We start from the raw sequence: 20,322 nt of genomic DNA on the forward strand, positions 1-20,322 counted from the left end.
TCGTCGGTTCATGAAGGTTTCGAGGGGGAGTCCCCTTGGCAATCCTTACTAGTATGGGATTGCTTTTTGGAGTTATACGGGGGAGGAGACAAATCGCGCACACGATACAACATCGGATGAATCGACCGCCAGCGTGGAAGACTTATCGGCCTTTGGAAACATGATTGTCTCTGGTGGTTGATTGCTTTATTCTATAGGAAGGTTCTTTTTGGAACGTCCACCAAAGAATTGCCCTCACTTGGAAGGAGAAAAGAAGAGCATGGATATGGATTTATGGTATACGGAAAAACAAACACCGAACCACGGTATCACGAGCAAAATCCTTCGGACTCTTCACCATGAGAAGACCGATTACCAGACGATGGATGTCATCGAAACCCGGCAGTTCGGTCGGATGTTGGTTCTGGATGGCATGGTGATGACTACGGATCAAGATGAATTTGTCTATCATGAAATGTTGACGCATGTGGGGATGTTTACCCACCCGAACCCGAAAAAGGTACTGGTCATTGGTGGAGGTGACGGGGGTGTCATCCGGGAAGTGTTGAAACACCCAAGTGTGGAAAAAGCAGTCCTGTGTGAAATCGATGGTCGTGTGATCGAAGTATCGAAAGAATATTTCCCCGCCATCGCCGGGGCTCTCTCCGATCAGCGGGTGGAGATCCGCGTTGAGGACGGGATTCAACACATTGAAGCCCATAAAGGCGAATACGATGTGATTTTGGTAGATTCCACCGAGCCTGTCGGTCCCGCTGTCGGTCTGTTTCAAAAACCTTTCTATCAGGGTATCTTTGATGCTCTCAAACCCGAAGGGATCATGGTGGCCCAGACAGAATCCCCTTGGTTTAACCGGGATTTAATCGCTCGTGTATTTCAGGATATTTCCGGGATTTTCCCCGTCACCCGTCTTTATACCGCCAGTATACCCACCTATCCGAGCGGTCTGTGGAGTTTTACTTTGGGTTCCAAGGGCCGGGATCCTTTAGCGGTGGAGGAGACGCTCCTGGCGGATCGGAATACCCGCTACTTCCAACCCGAGCTGTTTCATTCGTTATTCCGGCTTCCTCGGTTCGTCGAAGATCTGACAAAGGGAGGGGAATGATCGGGATGCGTTTTGAAGAAGCCTACTCAGGCAATGTCTTTATCGGTGCAACGCCTGAGGTGGAAGAGGCGGATACCATCATCTACGGAATGCCCATGGACTGGACCGTCAGCTTCCGTCCGGGTTCCCGGTTCGGCCCCAAACGGGTGCGGGAAGTATCCCTGGTGCTGGAAGAATACAGTCCTTATCTCCGCAGGGATCTGTCCGAAGTGAAATATTACGATGCCGGGGACATCCCGTTGGCTTTCGGTAATCCGGAGAAGAGTGTTCACCAGATCGGAAACTTCGTTGCCAAAGTGTTGGAACAGAAGAAGATGCCACTGGGAATCGGAGGTGAGCATCTAGTTACCTGGCCGGTTGTGCGGGAAGTCAGCAAGTACTACAACAAGTTGGCGGTGATCCACTTGGACGCCCATGCCGATCTCAGGACAGATTACGAGGGGGAGATTTACTCCCATGCTACGCCCCTTCGAAAGATTGCCCAGCTCATCGGCCCGGAAAACGTTTATCAATTCGGCATCCGTTCTGGTACGCGGGAAGAATTCCAATACGCCGAAGGGGAAAAGATCCATTTCCACCCCTTTGACGTGCTTGAACCCCTGAAGAAATCGTTGCCGGAACTGGAAGGTCGCCCTGTCTATGTTACGGTGGACATCGATGTCCTGGATCCCGCCTTCGCTCCAGGCACAGGTACTCCGGAGCCCGGAGGGATCAGTTCCAGCGAACTGTTAGAAGCCATCCACGCCATCTCCCGATCGGGTGTCAAGGTAGTGGGCGCCGATTTAGTGGAAGTGGCTCCGGCCTATGATCCTACAGAACAAACCCCGGTTACGGCGGCCAAGGTGATCCGGGAGATGCTCCTCGGCTTCTCCAAGTGATGGTTAGGATTCTCGACTCCCTTCCTCCCAAGGAGGGGAATTTGCCGTTGATTGGCATTCCAAAGTTCCCCATGATACAATTCGAACCAATAAGAAAGGAGACACCGCCTGAAGTGAAACCGATTCGATTGGATATCCGTTCCGGCGTCCACCCTTCGGAAGCGGGGGGAAAGGAAGAATCCATTGAGCAGCATTTGGATGGGTTCTTCGAAGAGAGGAATGCCCACTGGGTTTTAAAATATCGGGAAAGCCCAGGGACCCCTGACGAAGTGCTAACCACAGTAAAAGCTGGTTCGGAGGAAGTGACTGTTATCCGGCAAGGAATGGTCTCCTACCGGCAGAGATACCGACCGAATCAGACAACATATAGCCGAATCGAGACACCGGGTGGCGTCTCCGAGATGGAAGTCCATACCCTGGATTACCGAAGAAACCACCATGACAAAGGAGGCTCCATCGGTTTCTCTTTCCAGCTGACTATGGGTGGAGAAGCGATGGGCCGCTATGAATTGACTATCCAGTGGACGGAGGTGTCCGTATAGAATGAACGCCTTGGAACGGATGCAGGAAACCTTAAAACAGGAGATCAAGCAAGCAGTGATCCGTGCCGATCTGGCCTCAGAAGAGGTGGTACCGGAGGTACTGCTGGAAGTCCCTCGGGAGAAGGCCCATGGAGACTTGGCCACGAATATCGCGATGCAGCTGACGCGGATTGCCAAAAAAAATCCCCGCCAGATCGCAGAAGAAATCGTGGCGGGGTTGGATCGGAAGAAAGCGAATATCCGGGAGATCGAGGTGGCTGGCCCCGGTTTTATTAATTTTTTTATCGATCGTTCTTACCTGACACAGGTTTTACCTGAACTGACGAAAGCGAGCAGCGACTATGGTCGTTCCGATACGGGAAAAGGGGAAAAGGTATTGGTGGAGTTCGTCAGTGCCAACCCGACAGGCAGTCTTCACCTGGGCCATGCTCGGGGCGCCGCGATCGGTGACGTCCTCTGCAATGTAATGGAAGCGGCTGGATTTGATGTAACGCGTGAATACTATATCAATGATGCTGGTAATCAGATTCATAACATGACTCTTTCCTTGGAGGCTCGGTACAGAGAAGCCCTTAACATGGAAGCGGATTTCCCCGAAGATGGCTACCGGGGGCAAGATATCATCGATATGGCCAAGATGCTGGCAGAAGAAAAGGGCGACGAACTGATCCACCTGGACAAGGAGGAGCGTTACGCGATTCTGCGTCAGTACGGCCTGGAACATCTGTTGAACAAGATTAAGGAGGACCTCGCCGACTACCGGGTCCGTTTTGACAGTTGGTTCTCCGAGTCTTCCCTCCACGAATCCGGCTCTGTGGAGAAAGCGGTGGAGGAACTGACGCGCCTCGGCCAGACTTATGAAAAAGATGGGGCCCTCTGGCTTCAATCGAGTGAGTACGGGGATGATAAGGATCGGGTTCTCGTCAAGCAGGACGGTTCTTATACCTATATCACCCCGGATATCGCTTATCACCGAGACAAGTACAACCGGGGGTTTGACCGGATTGTCAACATTTTTGGTGCTGACCATCATGGGTATGTTCCCCGGATGAAAGCTGCGATGACCGCCCTCGGTTTCGATCCGAAAAAGATGACTTTCCTTATCACCCAGATGGTGAAACTCTATCAAGGCGGCCAGCTGGTGAAGATGTCGAAACGGACCGGCAAGGCGATTACCCTGGTTGACCTCATGGAGGAAGTAGGTGTTGACGCCACCCGCTACATTTTCGCCTCTCGGGGCCCCGATTCTCATTTGGATTTTGATATGGATCTGGCTGTCTCCCAATCCAATGAGAATCCGGTCTTTTACGTCCAGTACGCCCATGCACGGATCAACAGTGTGTTCCGTCAGGCAGGGGAGCGGGGGATCCCTGTCCAAATAGACGAAGAAAGCCTCGACGCCTTGACGGAAGAGCAGGAGTACGACCTCCTACAAAAGCTGGGTGAATTCCCTGGAGAAGTAGCCGTTGCTGCCGAACAGATGGCACCCAACCGCATTGCCCGGTATCTGTTTGATTTGGCGACCTTGTTCCACAGTTACTACAACGCCTCCCGCGTGATTCAGGAGGACGAACGTCTGACACGAGCCCGACTTTCCCTCCTGTTGGGCACGGGGCAAGTACTGAAGAACGGTCTCAACATGATCGGTGTTAACGCCCCCGAGCAGATGTAAGGCAGGCGCTATCCATTACGATGAAGGAGGAGAGGGAACCCGCCATACGGGAGACCGAACAGGATGAAAATATATCTGTTGTCCCTACTTACGGGGGGAATGGTCGGGCTGTTCTTCGCCCTCCTGCGCCTGCCGATCCCAGCACCCCCTGCCTTGTCGGGGATTCTCGGCATCTTCGGGATTTACCTTGGATACAAGGTTGTCGAGTGGGCAGGAGGAGCGGACAAGGTTTTTGAATGGTTCACTCGGCTTTTTTCTTAAAAAAACCCGGGCTGGCTAATATGCCGGTCCGGGTTTTGATACGAAGGTTTCCTATACAAAAAACCGAAGGGGTTTCCCCCTCCGGTTTTTTCCTTCGTTAGACACTGATGGCCAGCAGGCCGCAACCCAAAAACGCTCCGGCCACTGCGAAGGAATAAATCAATGCAATCACCTGGTTGTTACTCAACATCTCTCTCTCACCTTCTCTTCCTTAATTACCCAAAACCGTTCGTGGAGACTCAAATCCCATAGATGGATTGTTTATCGCGGGTGTTTCCTTCATACCACAATTACGGATGATAACATCCGGCCGACAAGGGAACAAGGTGTTTTTTGTCGATTTGGTGACAGAGGGACAGCCCGGAAACGGAAGGATGCCAACCGTCACCGGACTTTGACCCGTCTGCCGTTCCTATCTTAACGACGGGATTTGAAGGGGATATAAAGCAGGTTTGAATATTGGGTGAAGGGGGACGATCAGCCTGAGTTGCTGTATCGCTTGGCCGCAGGAAGGGGGAGATCACAGGGGCTCCCCCAGGTTTGGGATACGAGGAGGCGGACGTATTCAGCATGGGAGAGAGGGTCTGGTGATTGTCCAGCCTTTTCCCCTGTCGCCGTGAGGAAGGTGGAAAGCATCTGTTCTCCTCCTGCGGCTTGTTCCAGAGCAGTTAGATAGGATGAGGGGTCTCGGCCGGACTGAAGTTCGTAATGCCCCCTTTCAGCGACGGACCGGACGGAAAGGAGTGGATTTTTCCCGCTTTCATTTAGCGGAGAAGCTGTCCAGAATGGCCCGTAGGCAGTCTCTTGTCGCCGGTCCCGATCAAAGAGGGCGGCAGCAGTCAAGATCTGAGGATGAGTGGCGGCGGACAGGCCGAGTCGAACCCAGGTCAACCAATCGCTTGTTCCCGCCGTGGAGGAAGGGAGATTCTCTTCCTTCCAGCGGTCGGCAGTCTCCTGCCAGGCTGTCGAGTGGGCCGCCTCCCCGGCAGTCCCCGCTAGGTCAGCAGCGCAAATCAGGGCGGCGATGCGGACAGCTGCTTCCTGAGGGGCGATTGTCCTGGGGTTTCCGTTTGCCTTCAGGAATTCGGCGGCGGGTACGATCATGCGCCGAAAAGAACGGACCTCTTCTAGCTGCCAGGCCAAAAGGAGAGTGTAGGCGGTCTGGGTGGGGCAGGAAGGGCTTGAAGACCCCTCCTCCAAGGAGAAGGATCGAGGAATCCCCCCGTCCTTCCGCTGGATTCCCTTGAGAAGACGGAAAGCCTGTTTAGGACTTCGGTGTTCCCCAGCTCCCCAGAAGGCCGTGGCGAATTGGCAGAGGGATTCTGCGGAAAACCGGAGGGGGTGGGAGAGACCCGGAGCGAAGGCACCGGGTTTTTCTTTGTCCTCCATGGCTTTTAGCATCATCAGGCTCGCATAGTAAAGGGATGGGGCCCATCCTTCCAAGCTGTTCAGCCGTTTGCAGTATGATTGCCATTCTTTTCGGTAGTTTTCGTAAATCTCCTCCCATGGACGTTCGAGGGATTCACGGACTTCCTTTTCCGCCTCTTCGGCGGTACTCCCGAAACCGATGACCATCTGGAAGCCTCCATCGGCCGGAATCGGCAGGGATCCCGATAGGACGGATCCTTCCACGACTGTAGAAGTGACCGGCTGTTGTTTTCCGTCATCGAGGAGAAGAACAGGTTGCTCCATTCCGCAGGAAGCGGCTAAAACGGCGGCTTTTTCCCCGTTTTCCGCACAGAGGAAGCGATCCCCCCCCTCTTCCAGCAACCGAATATGGTGTCGATGCTTCCCACCGGTCCAGGGTTCCCAACGAAAGTTGAGGCGGTAATCCGTTGGGGAGCCCTGCTGCGTTTCCAATCGTCCATGGAGAATGAAACACTGGCGCGAAGGATCGGTGAAAGAAATCTTGCTTAGACGGAAACATCCGGCAGGGTCTCCGTTGACCTGTCGGTAGGTGAGTGCGTGTTCGTCTGGGTGTTCCAACCGGTGGGTCATGTCCAAGGATTCCCGATAACAACGGCCTTGTCCGTCGGATACAGAGAGTTCTAAGCGGCTCTGGACGGGGGTGGATAGGTTGGGATGATAGATTTCCGATACGGCCCCTTGAGAAAGGGTGAACCAGACCTTGGATAAGGGGCTGAAAGCCGTTCCCACCCCCTCTTTTTGCTTAGGGAAACCCGTTTTTTCTGGGGTTGTCCGCATGGATGTATCCATATGAGTTCCTCCTATTTGAGAAGCTGTCCGGCGGTCCCCACCTGGTTTGTGGAGCCGGACTTCCTATGCGGTTTCCGCACAAGCCATTTAATTTCCTGCTCCTATATAGGAAAGCGTTTTCACCATGACCTAGAACACCCGGAATCGAGGGGGCATATGAATATTGAATATTTTATCAATTCGCTTCCTAAGAAAAAGTCAACCCTTGATTGGATGGAGCGGATGGAAACCGTAGCGGCTTGGGCCGCAAGGGAAAGGGTGGGGTGAAGGGTAATGAAGGGGTCGCGTTTGTCAACCTTGTTGGCAACAGTCCTGTTGGTGACGACGGTTATGGTTACGGGAGTGGGGGGGGAAACGGGTCCTCAAGCCTCTGCCGCCAAGGAAGTAGGGAAAAAGCCGTATCGGCTGGATGGGGTGGATACACGAGAGGAACGGACGCGATTAATTCGGTCGGGGTTCGGCATTGAGGAGGTAGGAAAGAATTACGTGGTCGTATACGTCGATTCCAAAGAGGTCCAACAACTGAAACGCCTCGGGTTTCGTACTAAGAAACAGGCGGGGGGCCTGGATTTCCCCGGTTATGACGCTGATTACCACAATTATGATGAAATGACGGCAGAAATCCGCCAGGCCGCTGCTGACCATCCTGGGATCGTCAAGATGTTCAGTATCGGAAAGTCCTATGAAGGCCGTGACATGTGGGCGGCTAAGATTAGTGACAATGTGAATCGTGACGAAAAGGAGCCGGAAGTGCTTTATGTTGGCCAGCACCATGCTCGCGAGCATCTCACCGTGGAGATGACTCTCTACACCTTGAAACTGTTCACTGACAATTACGGTTCCAACTCCCGGATTACCCAACTGGTCAACAACCGGGAAATCTACCTCGTCTTCAGTCTCAACCCTGACGGGAGCGAGTACGATGTCCGGAACGGCAGTTACAGTTACTGGCGGAAAAACCGGCAGCCCAATCGGTGGTCTTTCTCCGTCGGAACCGACCTGAACCGCAATTTCGGTTATAAGTGGGGATGTTGCGGCGGCTCGAGCAGTAGCCCCTATAGCGAGATATACCGGGGGGCCTCCGCCTTTTCTGCTCCGGAAACGGCCCGCCTGCGGGATTTCATCAACAGTCGGGTGGTAGACGGTAAACAACAGATCCGGACTGCGATTACGTTCCATACGTACAGTGAATTGATCCTGTGGCCATACGGCTACACCTATCAGGATGTCCCCGCGGACATGAGTGCTGATGACGCCAATGTTTTCCGGACGATGGGGAACGTTATGGCGGGAACCAACGGATATACGCCTCAACAGTCCAGCGACCTCTATATCACGGATGGAGACATGACGGACTGGGCTTATGGAGAGCACAAGATCTTTGCTTATACCTTTGAAATGTACCCGAAAAACTCCAATCCGGGCTTTTATCCACCAGATGAAGTGATCGGCCGGGAGACTGCACGCAACAAGGAAGCCGTCCTCTATATCGCCGAACAAGCTGCCTGCCCTTATAAAACGATCGGAAAAGAAGGGCAGTATTGCGGAACCCGGTAGAGGAAGGCTGAATGGTTCGAGGATCCTCTGCGTGAATTTCCGTTTTTCTCTTACGGCTCATCGGGAAAAGAGAGGTTGAAAGGGGAGTGATCCACATGCCGTTGATGGAAATCAGTGTCGTACCTGTAGGCCGGGAAAGCGGAAGCTTTCGTGATGTTGTCCAAGAAATCTGCCAGTCGGTGGAAGAAGCGGGACTGAAGTATCAGATGACGCCAACGGCTACCGTGATCGAAGGGGAAGTAGACCCCCTCCTGCAAATTGCGGGAGACATCCATCGTCAATCCTTCCGAGATGGCGTGGAGCGAGTCGTCACCCATCTGGTTCTCGATGACCGGAAACAGGAAAGGATGGAGCTGGACGCCCAGGTATCCAAGGTGAAGAACGGTGGAGGCTCCTAGAGATCGAATCCAGACAGACCCCCACGGGGTCTTTTTTTTGCAAAAAAACACCGACTCCACTTTGGAGCCGGTAGGTTGGGTTGAGGCTAGCCGTTGTTCAGCGGGCACGGTATATCCGCCAGGCGAGTCCTGATAACAGGGTAACCCCGGTGGCAGCGGCAGCCTTCTTGCCGTGTTTTTTCAGGAACATGGCAGAACTAGTGGCGATTGCGGCTTTTTTCGCTTTCTTCTTTTCCTCCGGATCCGAAAGCATCTTATCGAGGAAGGTGGTGGCAGCAGTGGCGAGAGCGGCTTTTGTCACGGTTTTTTTCAACATAGTGAAATCCCTCCTTACTATGTTCATTACCACTTCCTCGATCGTTGAAACGGGAACAAAGAACGAAGCTCGCAGATCAACGAGCTTCGTTCCCGTGTTCATAAATTATCCCGGTTGATTCAAGGTTCGCACATTGGGGGATTCGGCTTTTCCTTCTGGTTTCCCTTTTCCGATCGTTCGTTGGATTCGCTTCTTCAACAGCCGGGTCTCTTGTAGAGCGGTCCATCCATCGTAAATTTCGTTTAAGTGCTTTTCCACCCGGGATTTTTTTGTTTCCTCGGGAATGGCCTCAAACAGTTGTTGCATCACAAAGAGGATTTTTTCCTCTCGAGCCTGTAAGCTGGACACTAAGCTTTCACATTCACTTTGGTTGAATTCCATTGGAAAACCCCTTCCTTCCACTTCTTTTTAAATTGTAGGGGATCACAAGAAACTTGTAAACTCGGAGAAAGGAGGAATTATCGACGATTCGGTTCTCACTTTCATCCTCGTAAGCCCTATTTTTCTTTTTTAAGGCAAGTGTCCCTATCACAGGCTCATGGACAGCATATGCTGTTAGAGATTCGGAAGGAGGAGGTTTATCGATGAGTGGCTATGGTTACGGTTATGGTTTCGGATTGCGCCGGTTGCTGATTTTCCTGTTGGTGATCGCGACAATCTTTGCCTTGGTTTGCTTCGGCGGTTATTAAAAGAAAGTCTAGTGCCCAACCAAATAGGAACATGGGCTGGTTGATCCATCAAAAAAGAATCCCGCACCGTGCGGGATTCTTTTCGTGTTACTCATCGCCCATTTGATATTCCTGTACATCCCCATCCATCTCATCATCCAGATATTCACCGCAGTAGGGGCAGACATCGATATTTTCCGACAGGGTCCATTCGCACTCCAGGCACAATTTCACCATGCAAACCCCTCTTTTCAAAAGGTTGACGCTTCCTTTTTTACGGGCTGTCTGTTGCTTTCCGTTCCGGGCTTCCTAGGGGAGACCAGATGGTCTTTCCGGAAGGGAGCAGGTCCGGATCGAGTCCGAAATAGCTTGTCAGGTCTGGCATCAGGTCTTCTGGAAAGATGGGATGGCGGGCGATGAAACCGGCTCCGTACTGTTTGTAAGTAGGATGGCTCTCTTTCCAGTCCTGGTTGTAAAAATGCTCGTAGCTTCCGTTCCAATAGGCTTCAATGATTCCAAGTGCCGCTTCTAGACGTGTTCGAGGAGCTTGCGTGGTATCCCGAACTAAGGGCCAGAGCTCCTCTCTGACTCCTTTCCTCTCTTCCTCCGTCCAGGCGATGATGGATCCCTCCTAGCGGGCGACGGATCTAGCCGGATGTTCGCCCTTTTTCCTTGAAACCCTTCGTATAGACTATAACGAATTTTTCGCCTACAATCAAAGTGACGAAAATTCGGCATTGGCTGACCATTTTTCGGCAGCCCGTCCAAAAGGGGGAATCCGCTTTGGGCCGATCTACCTTATCCGAGCGTATGTTACGGGAAGTACTCCGTTGTATCGATGAAGGCATCCATGTGGTAGATGCCGAGGGAATCACTGTCTATTATAACCATGTAGCGGCTGTTTTGGATGGATTGCCCGAAGGGGAAGTGATGGGGACGCATGTATTGGAGGCTTTCCCCTCCCTTACTCCCAAGACGAGTACGCTCATGAAAGTGCTGAAGACCGGCGAACCCCTCTATAACCAAAGACAAACCTATACCAATCGGCGAGGGAAACGGGTGGTGACGGTGAATACCACGCTTCCCCTCACTGTCGATGGAGAACGGGTCGGAGCCCTGGAAGTGGCTAAGGATGTTACACGAATCCAGGAATTGTCGGAAAAAGTGGTCGATCTGCAGAGCCAGATGGGGAAACCGGCGAATAAGAGGACACGGCAGGCCGGTTTGTTTCGGTTTGAACAGATTGTCACCGGCGACCCAAGGATGTTGCAAGAGGTTGAACGGGCCCGAAAGGCTGCGGGGACTCGTTCACCGGTACTGGTGATCGGCGAAACAGGGACGGGAAAGGAACTCTTCGTCCAGTCGATGCATTCCGCCTCTCCGCGCAGTAACCATCCGTTTATTGCTCAGAATTGTGCGGCGATCCCCTCTTCGTTGTTGGAAGGAATCCTCTTTGGTACCACCCGGGGCGCGTTCACGGGGGCGGAGGACCGACCGGGCCTCTTTGAGTTGGCGGCGGGAGGAACGTTGTTTCTGGATGAGCTCAACGCCATGCCCGTCGATCTCCAGGCCAAATTGTTGAGGGTATTGGAAGATCAAGCCGTGCGCCGGGTTGGTGATGTTCGGACGCGACCGGTGGATGTCCGCATTTTTGCCGCCTCCAATGAGTTCCCAGAGATGAGCATCAAAGAAGGGAAGCTCCGTAAAGACCTTTACTACCGGCTTCATGTCGTCCGAATCCAGCTTCCCCCGCTACGGGAGCGCAAGGGAGATCTTCCCCTCCTCACGCGCCATTTTATCGATAAGTACAATCGGCAATTTGGGATGGAAGTGACCGGTCTCTCACCGGAAGTAGAGGAGCGGTTTACCGCCTACGATTGGCCGGGAAATGTACGGGAGCTGGAACACGCCATCGAGGGAGCCATGAACCTGATGGAGCAAGAAGGCCGGATCAAATCGGAACATCTGCCGGCTCATATGGAACCGCTGGAAGGGGGTCTTTCCGGTTGGATGCCGGAAGAGGAGCTTTCACTTCCAGAGCTGTTGGACCAGGTGGAGGGGGAATGGATCCGGCGTGCGATGGCGGCTTGCCGTGGAAATGTGCGCCAGGCCGCGATCCGCCTCGGCATTCCGCGCCAGACCCTGCAGTACAAGCTTCGCAAACGCAAAGAGGTGCTAAAAGGCGGCCAGGAGGATCGGTGAGGACTTGGGGCACGCGGGGGCGCAGAGCCTGATTTTCGATTTCGCGCTCGATGTTTCTCCCGCCATTGCGGGCCTGTTCGCCAGTGTCCTCCGGTTCCGACCAGCGGCCAAAGGAAAAGCACATGTGGCCGCAAAACGGTTGGAGCCCCCGGACACTCCGCTGGGTTGTCGGTGTCCCCCTTTCAAATGGTGTAAGGACTTTGTTCACAAAGCTGAAGTGCCGATTATTCGGCACTATTTTATTTGGAGAGTTCTTTTTTCCTTTGTCTGATCAGGGTCATTCATTTGGCATGAATTTTGCAATTATTTATGTTCTCGAGAAGGGGGGGTGACGAGATGGATCAAACCGACAGAAAAACAGGGCATCGGTTCGGGTTGCATCGGGTGTTAGAACCGAAAGGATTTCTTCCGCAACCGGCTTGGAGGCTGGATGCCGACCCGACCTGCCTGGACAACGAACTTCTCATTGACGTAACCTGCCTGAACATCGATTCTGCTTCTTTTAATCAATTGAAGGAAGCATCCGGTCGGGACCCTGACCGGGTGAAAGAGAGGATCATGGCAATCATCCGTGATCGGGGGAAAATGCACAATCCCGATACCGGCTCCGGGGGGATGCTAATCGGCCATATGGCGGAGGTCGGTCCCCGGTTTCCAGCGAAGGGTCTAAGAAAGGGGGATCGCATCGCCACCTTGGTCTCCCTTACCTTGACCCCCCTCCGTCTCGATACGATCGACGAGATCGACATGCGGACGGGTCAGGTAAAGGGGAGGGGAAAAGCGATTCTTTTCGCCAGCGGCCCCTTTGCGGTGTTGCCGGATGATCTCCCGGATACCTTGTCCCTGGCTGTGTTGGATGTTTGTGGTGCTCCGGCGCAAATTGAACGGCTCGTAACGGAGGGTAGCCGTGTGGCCATCCTGGGTGCAGGGGGGAAATCGGGCCTCCTCTCCCTTTACCGGGCGCGGAAAAAAGCGGGGCTGACGGGCCGAGTGATCGCCATGGAGGCAAAGGAAGAAGCTTGTGAAGAAATCCGTTCACTGGGATGGGCCGACGAAGTAGTACAGGTGGATGCTCGAAATCCGGTGGCAGTGATGGAGGCGGTGGATACTTTCACCGGGGGGCAAATGGCGGACCTCACTGTCAATTGTGTCAATGTGCCGGACACAGAGTTATCCGCCATCCTGGCCACGCGGGATGGGGGAACCGTCTACTTCTTCAGCACGGCGGTGCGCTTTACTGCCGCCGCCCTCGGGGCAGAGGGAGTGGGGAAGGATGTCCAGATGGTGATCGGCAACGGGTATGCTCCGGGCCATGCTCAGCTGGCACTCGATACCGTGCGGGAATCTACGGCTCTGCGGGAGCTGTTTGAAAGGCGTTATACCGCTCCGGCACAGCCCTGACAAATCCTTTGATTATCGATTAATTACGTAGCGGGCACGTCCGCTCTCAATATCGGAAAGGTGGGATACCATGCGCGACTGGCGTGAGGTGGAACTGTGGAAAGACGTGACGGAGGAACAGTGGAATGATTGGCTGTGGCAGTTGACCCATACGATTCGGAAGGTGGAGGATTTGGAGAAGGTGATTAACCTTCACCCTGATGAAGTGGGGGGCGTCGGCATTTCCCATCGGACGATTCCTCTCAATATCACCCCCTACTACGCCTTGCAAATGGATGTGGACGATCCGAAAGACCCGATCCGGATGCAGTCGGTGCCGATCTCCACGGAAATGGAACAAACCCGTTACGACATGGAAGATCCGTTGTTGGAAGACACGGATTCCCCGGTTCCGGGTCTGACTCATCGCTATCCGGATCGCGTCCTGTTCCTGATTACTAACCAATGTTCGATGTACTGCCGCTACTGCACCCGGCGTCGTTTTTCCGGGCAGATCGGGATGGGAGTCGCCCGTCCGCAGATGGATGCCTGTATCGATTACATCCGCAACACCCCAGAAGTACGGGACGTCCTTCTTTCCGGGGGAGACGGTCTGCTGGTGAACGACCGGATCCTGGAGTATGTCCTGAAAAACTTGCGAGAAATTCCCCACGTGGAGATTATCCGCATCGGAACGAGGGCACCGGTGGTCTTTCCCCAGCGGATTACTGAAAACTTGTGTAACATCCTGAAAAAATATCATCCTGTCTGGCTTAACACACATTTTAATCACCCGAAAGAGCTGACCCCGGAAGCGAAGCGGTCTTGTGAAATGCTGGCTGATGCAGGCGTTCCCCTCGGAAACCAGGCTGTCATCCTAGCTGGGATCAACGACTGTCCTCACGTCATGAAAAAGCTGAACTACGAGTTAGTGAAAATCCGCGTCAGACCCTACTATATTTACCAGTGTGACCTGTCCGAAGGAATCGGCCACTTCCGTGCTCCGGTTTCCAAAGGGTTGGAGATCATGGAGTACCTCCGCGGCCACACTTCCGGCTACTCTGTTCCCACCTTTGTTGTGGACGCTCCGGGAGGGGGCGGCAAGATCCCGGTGGCACCCAACTATGTGATTTCCCAGAGCTCCAAGAAGACGGTGCTTCGCAATTTCGAAGGGGTGATCACGTCTTATCCGGAGCCTCAGAATTACCATGAGCACAACACGGAGGATTGTGAATTCTGTCAGGCTGCTGCGGGCAAAAGTGTCGGCGTCGCTTCCCTGATGGCGGATGAACGGATTAACCTGGAACCGAAGGTACTCAGCCGGGAAGACCGGCGGGGAGAGTTCGAACGGCGTAAGAGAAGGATCCGGGAACCGAAAGGTAATCCGGTGCCGGAACCGACGGAAGCCAACTAAAATGCTCCGGCGACTGGTCATCGGCGGCGGTTCCCTGGCTGTGATCGGTCTTGCGAAAAATGCGGGCAAGACCACCGTTCTAAATGCCCTTGCCTGGGAAGCCGCGAGGTCAGGGACATCGATCGGGCTGGCCAGTGTCGGGGTGGACGGTGAGGAGAGGGATGTATGGAGCGGACGGGAGAAGCCACCGGTTTTCGTTCCCTCCGGGGGCTTGGCAGCAACAGCGGCTCCTTTGTTGGAGGACCGCCCTGGGGACTGGGAAATCACGGCCATCACCTCGTTCCATTCCTCGTTGGGTCCCATTGCTATCGCCAGGGCCCTTCGGGAAACGAAGGTGAAGCTGGCGGGGATCATCACGGCGGAGCAGATCCGGGAGACGGAAACCCTCTTTCTTGAACAAGGAGTACGGCTCATGCTGGTGGATGGGGCTTACGACCGAAAAGCGGCAGCCAGTCCTTGGGTGACTCATGGGGCTATCTGTGTGGCAGGGGCGGTGATGGGCCGCACCTTGGGTGAGGTGGTGCACCGGACGGAGGAAGCCGTACGAGTACTCACCCTCCCAGGTGCCGAGGATCCTGTCCTGATCCGCGCGGGAGAGACGGCACGGGCAACAGGGTGTCTCGTCGGAGTCCGCGGCGGGCGGGTGGAGGAGCTTCCCTTTCCTTCTTTGCTTTCCAGACCGGATCGGTTGCGGGAGCACTTGTCTTCAGGTGGCTGGAGCGGGCTGGCTTTTCCAGGGGCCCTCACTGACCGGGCACTGGAACACCTATCCGAGTCGGGTCTCCCACTAGTTCTCTGCCTTCGAGATCCGACGCGCTGTTTTGCTTCTTTGCGTTCTCTCCGTCGGTTTACCCGGGCAGGAGGACAGATCTTCTGCCTCCGGGCTCTCTCCCTAAAAGCGGTAGCGGTTAATCCTGTCTCCCCCGACGGCTGGTCCTTCGATCCGGAGGAAATGAAAGAGCGGATCCGGGAAGTTTGCGGGTCGGTGCCGGTTCTGGATGTTCGCCGGGAGGCAGATCCCCGGCCACTCTCCGAATAAAGGGTAAGGAGGGGTGAGGCATGTGGATGGATGACGGGACAAAACAGGCGCTCCTATGGGCGGAGGTGTGGGATCGTTTCCGTCCTCTCACCCCGATGGGGCAGCAGGCCAAAAGGTCGCTGCCCCCTTTTCTACCGGGGGAAGAGGCGGCATGGCAGGCGTCCCTAGCAAGGCAAGAAACCTTGTCCGGTACCATCAACGATGATCCGGATTGGGCGGAAAGGGTGGAAGGAAGGCTCAGGAAACTGCCGGATCCGGGAATGGTCCTCCTCCATCTGGAACGGGGGGGCGCCCCTGGGATTACGGACTGGTTCCGGCTCAAGCAATTTCTTTGGCATGTACGCGGCTTGGGGGCCTTGTTGAATGAGAAGGGGCTGACCGGTTGGCTTTCCGCCAATCCGTCGGAGTGGACACAAACCTTTCGCCTCCTCAATCCGAGCCAGAGGGAAGAGCCTGGCTTCTCCCTGGATCAGGGGTACGACCCTCACCTGACCGCCCTCGCAAAGAGGCTGGACGACTTGGACCAACGACGAAGGCTGGTAGTGGATGCACGGGCTTCGGAAATCGAACGTGATTACGGAATTCGTCGCGGACGGGAAGGGGAATGGGCGGTAGATCGGACGCTTCCTATCCTTAACCGGATGCGGCAAGACCCCCGTCTGGATCGGGTGCGGGAAACCCCTTTCGAAACCGTGTTTCGGCCCCTCTCTTCACCGGAAGAGGAAGCATTGGCCGAGGAAGCCGCCTCTTTGGAGAAGGAAAGGGAAGAGTTGGTACAGGACGTGCTGGAGATACTGGCTGTTTCAGTACGACCGTTTGGGCCATTCTTGACAAAGGCCCTGGAAGAAGTGACCCACTTTGACTTGGCATGGGCAAAGGTACGTGCTGCCATGGAGTGGCGAGGGGTGCGTCCCCGCCCTTCCATGGTTTTCTCCCTGGAAGATGGTGTGCATCCGGTACTCCAGGATCGGTTGCAGAGGGAAGAAAAAGTTTTCACGCCTGTCTGTCTGCGTTTAGATCAAGGGATGACCGTACTGATCGGGCCCAATATGGGGGGGAAGACAGTAGCTCTCCGCACACTGGGTGTCGTGGCCGCTCTCGGTCAATATGGTTTTCTTGTGCCGACACGGGCTTGCTCGATGCCGCTTTTTCCCTGGATTACGGCGATTATCGGGGACGCTCAGAACCCGGAAGCGGGGTTATCCACTTTTGGGGCTGAGGCGGCCCACCTTGCCCATTGGCTTCGGGAACCGGAAGCGGGGCTGCTGTTACTGGATGAGATCGGTCGGGGGACCAATCCAGTGGAGGGGGCGGCCCTATCGGCGGCAGTCACTCGTTACTTGGCGACCGGGGAGGGGTGGTCGGTTCACGCGACCCATTATCGGGAGGTGTTGGACGTTTCCGGAATCCGGGCTTACCGGACGGGAGGCCTCCGGAACGCGGAATCTCCGCCTGTGGGAGGAGAAGATCAAGGAAGCCTACACGATCGGATGGATTTTCGTCTTTACCCCTGGCAGCCGTCAGACGGATTTCCAAGGGAAGCGCTTGCGATCGCCGCTGCCCTTGGGTTGCCAAAAAAGGTGATTCGGGAGGCGAAGGCCCGTATCGATGATCGAGAGCCGCGATGTACGGAGCTCGCGGAACATGACAACCCCTGACAAGGAGGAAGGGCGATGGAGAATAAACTGCGGCTCGATCCGGAAAAGATTGCACGCGCTCGGAAAGCAGCAGGAAACATCGCCGCCGATGTGGACCGTTTTATCGGGAGTCGGACCACTGTGGCGGTGGAACGGACCGTTCTGCGTCTGATGGGAGTGGATGGGGTGGACGCTGAGGGGGTCCCGCTTCCCAATGTGGTGACGGATCATTTGTTGGAGCGGGGTCTCCTTGCCGACGGCGTTGCCGCCCCGGTGCTGAATGCAGCCATCCAATTGGGAATCACCCCCCAACAAGTGGCGGAGCGGGTGGCCACGGGATCCTTGGATCTTGCTGCGATTCCCCGTTCCGACACAGAAACTGTGACCTCCAAAGGAAGGGAACTGGCCCAAATCGGTCTAGACCGGATCTTGGCCAACCGTCGGGAACGTGAAAAGCGAATCGCCCGTCTGGGAGAAGGAAGAAAACCTTACCTATATGTCATCGTGGCGACCGGGGACATCTACGAAGACGTGATCCAAGGGAAATCAGCCGCCCGGCAGGGGGCGGATATTGTTGCCGTTATCCGAAGCACCGGACAGAGCCTGATTGATTTTGTTCCATACGGAGCCACCCGGGAGGGCTTTGGAGGAACCTACGCCACTCAGGAAAACTTCCGTCTGATGCGCCAGGCTCTGGATGAAGTTGGGGAGGAAGTGGGCCGTTACATCCGGCTATGCAATTACTGCTCGGGGCTTTGTATGCCGGAGATCGCCGCTATGGGTGCTTTGGAACGGCTGGATGTGATGCTCAATGACGCCCTATACGGCATCCTGTTCCGGGATATTAATATGCAGCGCACGCTGATCGACCAAACTTTTTCCCGTATGATCAACGGTTATGCCGGTATCATGATCAATACTGGGGAAGACAATTACCTGACTACCGCCGATGCGGTGGAAGCTGCTCATACGGTGTTGGCTTCCCAATTTATCAATGAGCGGTTTGCCCTTCTTGCCGGTCTGCCTCCGGAACAGATGGGGTTGGGCCACGCTTTCGAAATGAGCCCGGATCTGGAAGATGGATTCTTGTTGGAGCTCGCCCAGGCCCAGATGGCCCGTCAGATTTTCCCGGATGCCCCCTTGAAATATATGCCCCCCACGAAGCATATGACGGGCGACATTTTCAAAGGGCATATCCAGGACGCCCTGTTTAACCTGGTCAGCATCTGGACCAACCAGGGCGTGCAACTTCTCGGGATGATGACGGAGGCCATGCACACTCCTCACATCCACGATCGGAAACTGGCGATCGAAAATGCCCAATACATCTTCAATAACCTGCGTCATCTGGGGGATGAAGTCCTCTTCCGGCCTGGAGGCCGTATAGAGAAGCGAGCCCAAGAGGTGCTGGATAAAGCTATTGCCATGCTGAAGGAAGTAGAGGACATCGGTCTCTTCAAGGCTTTGGAACGGGGGATGTTGGCGGATGTAAAACGGAGCATGACCGGGGGAAAGGGGCTTTCTGGGGTGCTTGAAAGGGGTGCGGATTATTTTAATCCCTTCGAGATGGAGCTACGGGAGCGAACCGGGCTTCCCCAGCGGGAGGAGGGCAGTCTCCATGAGCGTGGAGAGCGTGGATTTCAAGCGAATTAAGCCCTACGGTGACACGATGAATGACGGGGCGGTCCAACTCAGCTTTTCCCTCCCGGTTCCTCATGGAGAAGAAGCCCGGGAGGCGGCACGGCAACTGGTTGCCCGAATGGGGCTGGAGGAACCCCAAGTCTACCACATGGCGGATTTGGGTGAAGGCTACACCTTTTTTATCGTCTATGGGCGGTGTGCCCACAGTGTCGATTTCACCGCCATCCGGGTTCCCAAGGTGGACACGGACCGACTGGACTATTACGGGGTTAACCAGTTCATCCGAGATCGGATCGGGCGCAAGGTTGTGGTGATCGGTGCCTGCACAGGAACCGACGCCCACACCGTGGGGATCGATGCGATCATGAACATGAAAGGGTATAACGGGGAATACGGACTGGAAAGGTATCCGGAGATCGATGCCTATAACTTTGGGAGTCAGGTTCCCAACGAGGAGATGTTGGCCCGGGCGATGGAGCTTGGGGCGGACGCTCTCCTCGTCTCCCAGGTAGTGACCCAGAAAGGGGTTCATATCAAGAACCTCACCGAACTCGTCGAACTGGCGGAAGCGGAAGGGCTGAGAGAGAAACTGATCCTGATTTGCGGCGGGCCCCGCATCAACCACGAAATGGCCCTGGAACTGGGATTTGACGCCGGGTTTGGCCCCGGAACACTAGCCCCCGATGTCGCCTCTTTCATCGTCCATGAGTTGGAGAGGCGGATGACGAGGGCGCGGCCTTGATCGAAAATATGATTGCTGGTGGAAGATGAAACGTTTCCACACCATTGAAAGGCTATGGACCATGTTCGAATTCACGGAAACAGATGGATGATTACTTCCGAAGTCCGGTTCCCGGTGCCGCGGGTATCGGACTTCTTGCGTTCCCGGTAAAGGGATTGACAACCACCCTGCTTATTTTTTATACCCTGTGATTGCAACAACGGACACGATGTCCTTAGATCCCCACCGTTGGGGTATTATTATGGTAAATATATCCCTGTGACACTGGTAAATATGGTAGAATGAAAGAGCGCGTAGAGGCTAGGGGCTGGGTCGCCGTCACTTCTGTCAAAGGAGGTGATTGGCGTTGCTCATCACTGTGCTATCAGTCATATCGCTGATATTGACGATCATATGGGGTACCCTCCGAATCATTAAGATTCGGCTGGAAATCAAGCAGATGAAGACGAAACAACCCAGAAGACGAAGAAAACCCCATGCCCCTAGCACACGGATTTGGCGGTCCCGCTAGGTGGATTGGGGTTTCTGTAGCTCCATGTCTCTCTAGGACGGCGATCCCGTCCTGTCGATGAAGCGCGTCTACAATGGCTCCGAGTGTTCCAGCACCTGGGGCCATTTGTAGTTTATGCTCATGTTAATCATAGCATACCCAAAGA

General features: G+C 54.7%; 18 protein-coding genes. 14 read left to right on the forward strand and 4 right to left on the reverse strand.

The annotated features are described in order from the left end of the window. The first annotated feature begins 265 nt into the window (after positions 1–265). The 5 genes from speE to ACFOUO_RS10695 all read left to right on the forward strand — a co-directional run bounded on the left by speE (position 266) and on the right by ACFOUO_RS10695 (position 4,455). Positions 266–1,102, forward strand: a complete 837-nt coding sequence (speE, locus tag ACFOUO_RS10675; protein ID WP_380705553.1) for a polyamine aminopropyltransferase — start codon at positions 266–268, stop codon at positions 1,100–1,102. A gap of 5 nt (positions 1,103–1,107) precedes the next feature. After that, positions 1,108–1,980 (forward strand): agmatinase, encoded by an 873-nt coding sequence (gene speB / locus ACFOUO_RS10680; RefSeq protein ID WP_380705033.1) that lies wholly within the window; start codon positions 1,108–1,110, stop codon positions 1,978–1,980. Between the two features lie 113 nt (positions 1,981–2,093). Further along, positions 2,094–2,522: a DUF1934 domain-containing protein gene (locus ACFOUO_RS10685; protein WP_380705035.1), complete on the forward strand. Its 429-nt coding sequence runs from the start codon at positions 2,094–2,096 to the stop codon at positions 2,520–2,522. 1 nt (position 2,523) lies between these two features. Beyond that, positions 2,524–4,194 carry an arginine--tRNA ligase gene (argS, locus tag ACFOUO_RS10690; RefSeq protein ID WP_380705038.1) on the forward strand — a complete coding sequence of 557 codons (1,671 nt, stop codon included), beginning with the start codon at positions 2,524–2,526 and terminating at the stop codon, positions 4,192–4,194. Positions 4,195–4,257: 63 nt separating this feature from the next. Continuing rightward, complete coding sequence (locus tag ACFOUO_RS10695; RefSeq protein WP_380705040.1) at positions 4,258–4,455, forward strand: XapX domain-containing protein; 198 nt, start codon at positions 4,258–4,260, stop codon at positions 4,453–4,455. Positions 4,456–4,932: 477 nt separating this feature from the next. Here ACFOUO_RS10695 and ACFOUO_RS10700 read toward each other — a convergent pair whose 3' ends face one another. Continuing rightward, positions 4,933–6,672, reverse strand: coding sequence for a hypothetical protein (locus ACFOUO_RS10700; protein WP_380705042.1), 1,740 nt, complete (start codon positions 6,670–6,672; stop codon positions 4,933–4,935). A gap of 273 nt (positions 6,673–6,945) precedes the next feature. On the opposite strand from ACFOUO_RS10700, the gene ACFOUO_RS10705 reads away from it, so the two are divergent. Both ACFOUO_RS10705 and ACFOUO_RS10710 read left to right on the forward strand, forming a co-directional pair. Then, the gene (locus tag ACFOUO_RS10705) at positions 6,946–8,229 is read left to right on the forward strand and encodes a M14 family metallopeptidase (protein WP_380705044.1); all 1,284 of its coding nucleotides are present in this window, start codon (positions 6,946–6,948) and stop codon (positions 8,227–8,229) included. Positions 8,230–8,324: 95 nt separating this feature from the next. After that, complete coding sequence (locus ACFOUO_RS10710) at positions 8,325–8,627, forward strand: MTH1187 family thiamine-binding protein (protein WP_380705046.1); 303 nt, start codon at positions 8,325–8,327, stop codon at positions 8,625–8,627. A gap of 97 nt (positions 8,628–8,724) precedes the next feature. On the opposite strand, the gene ACFOUO_RS10715 is transcribed toward ACFOUO_RS10710, so the two are convergent. The 3 genes from ACFOUO_RS10715 to ACFOUO_RS10725 all read right to left on the reverse strand — a co-directional run bounded on the left by ACFOUO_RS10715 (position 8,725) and on the right by ACFOUO_RS10725 (position 9,848). After that, on the reverse strand, positions 8,725–8,943 hold the full coding sequence (locus tag ACFOUO_RS10715) for a hypothetical protein (protein WP_380705048.1): 219 nt from the start codon (positions 8,941–8,943) through the stop codon (positions 8,725–8,727). Between the two features lie 105 nt (positions 8,944–9,048). Further along, positions 9,049–9,324, reverse strand: a complete 276-nt coding sequence (locus ACFOUO_RS10720; protein ID WP_380705050.1) for a hypothetical protein — start codon at positions 9,322–9,324, stop codon at positions 9,049–9,051. Positions 9,325–9,719: 395 nt separating this feature from the next. Next, positions 9,720–9,848, reverse strand: coding sequence for a hypothetical protein (locus tag ACFOUO_RS10725; protein ID WP_380705052.1), 129 nt, complete (start codon positions 9,846–9,848; stop codon positions 9,720–9,722). 573 nt (positions 9,849–10,421) lie between these two features. On the opposite strand from ACFOUO_RS10725, the gene ACFOUO_RS10730 reads away from it, so the two are divergent. From ACFOUO_RS10730 to kamE, 7 genes are all read left to right on the forward strand, one after another. Next, positions 10,422–11,813, forward strand: a complete 1,392-nt coding sequence (locus ACFOUO_RS10730; RefSeq protein WP_380705554.1) for a sigma-54 interaction domain-containing protein — start codon at positions 10,422–10,424, stop codon at positions 11,811–11,813. A gap of 336 nt (positions 11,814–12,149) precedes the next feature. Then, positions 12,150–13,214 (forward strand): L-erythro-3,5-diaminohexanoate dehydrogenase, encoded by a 1,065-nt coding sequence (gene kdd / locus ACFOUO_RS10735; protein ID WP_380705054.1) that lies wholly within the window; start codon positions 12,150–12,152, stop codon positions 13,212–13,214. A 70-nt stretch (positions 13,215–13,284) separates the two neighbouring features. Beyond that, positions 13,285–14,607 carry a lysine 2,3-aminomutase gene (gene kamA / locus ACFOUO_RS10740; RefSeq protein WP_380705056.1) on the forward strand — a complete coding sequence of 441 codons (1,323 nt, stop codon included), beginning with the start codon at positions 13,285–13,287 and terminating at the stop codon, positions 14,605–14,607. Position 14,608: 1 nt separating this feature from the next. Beyond that, positions 14,609–15,646: a lysine 5,6-aminomutase reactivase subunit KamB gene (kamB, locus tag ACFOUO_RS10745; protein WP_380705058.1), complete on the forward strand. Its 1,038-nt coding sequence runs from the start codon at positions 14,609–14,611 to the stop codon at positions 15,644–15,646. Positions 15,647–15,666: 20 nt separating this feature from the next. Continuing rightward, complete coding sequence (kamC, locus tag ACFOUO_RS10750; protein WP_380705060.1) at positions 15,667–17,304, forward strand: lysine 5,6-aminomutase reactivase ATPase KamC; 1,638 nt, start codon at positions 15,667–15,669, stop codon at positions 17,302–17,304. A 15-nt stretch (positions 17,305–17,319) separates the two neighbouring features. Next, entirely contained in the window at positions 17,320–18,936 is a 1,617-nt protein-coding gene (gene kamD, locus ACFOUO_RS10755) for a lysine 5,6-aminomutase subunit alpha (protein WP_380705062.1), read from the forward strand. After that, positions 18,902–19,666 carry a lysine 5,6-aminomutase subunit beta gene (gene kamE / locus ACFOUO_RS10760; protein WP_380705064.1) on the forward strand — a complete coding sequence of 255 codons (765 nt, stop codon included), beginning with the start codon at positions 18,902–18,904 and terminating at the stop codon, positions 19,664–19,666. The genes kamD and kamE overlap by 35 nt, the downstream gene beginning before the upstream one ends. Positions 19,667–20,322: the final 656 nt, after the last annotated feature.

The sequence above is a fragment of the Salinithrix halophila genome, assembly GCF_042650125.1.
GTDB classification, from domain to species: Bacteria; Bacillota; Bacilli; order Thermoactinomycetales; family DSM-45169; genus Salinithrix; species Salinithrix halophila.